This window comes from Neisseria sp. P0021.S006 (assembly GCF_051956895.1).
In genome coordinates this window covers 1-518 of sequence record NZ_JBQCWZ010001043.1, presented here as the reverse complement: position 1 = coordinate 518, position 518 = coordinate 1, and the positions used below count along the sequence as shown (strand labels likewise).

Below are 518 nucleotides of genomic sequence, written 5' to 3'. Positions count from 1 at the left end.
GCCGTACTGATTCAAATGCAGGGCAAGCAATGGCAACGAGCCGTTGCCCACAGCTTTCTACCCTATTCAGACGGCCTGCGCCAAGAATTGTTGGCACTGCAAGACATAGGCGAAAATGAATTGCACAGAAGCAATATCCTGGCGCAAACACTCAGCCGCCTATACGCCCAAACCGTCCAACAACTATTGGCAGAACAAAACCTGTCGGCCAAAGACATTGCCGCGATCGGCTGCCACGGACAAACCATCCGCCATGCGCCTGAACACGGTTACAGCATTCAACTGGTCAACCTCTCCCTGTTAGCTGAACTGACCGGCATTTTCACTGTCGGCGACTTTCGCAGCCGCGACCTTGCCTGCAACGGCCAAGGTGCACCCCTCGTTCCAGCCTTTCACGAAGCGCTGTTTCAAGATGCGAATGAAACCCGCGCCGTACTCAACATTGGCGGTATTTCCAATATCAGTATCCTCCCACACGACAGCCCTTCTTTCGGCTTCGATACCGGCCCCGGCAATAT

The 518-nt window shown here is 54.2% G+C and carries 1 protein-coding gene; it reads left to right on the top strand.

Annotation, left to right across the window (positions count from 1 at the left end; translation table 11 throughout):
- Window positions 1-518: anhydro-N-acetylmuramic acid kinase (locus tag ACTHUM_RS18615; protein ID WP_440403770.1), on the top strand; the 518-nt coding region annotated here is incomplete at both ends.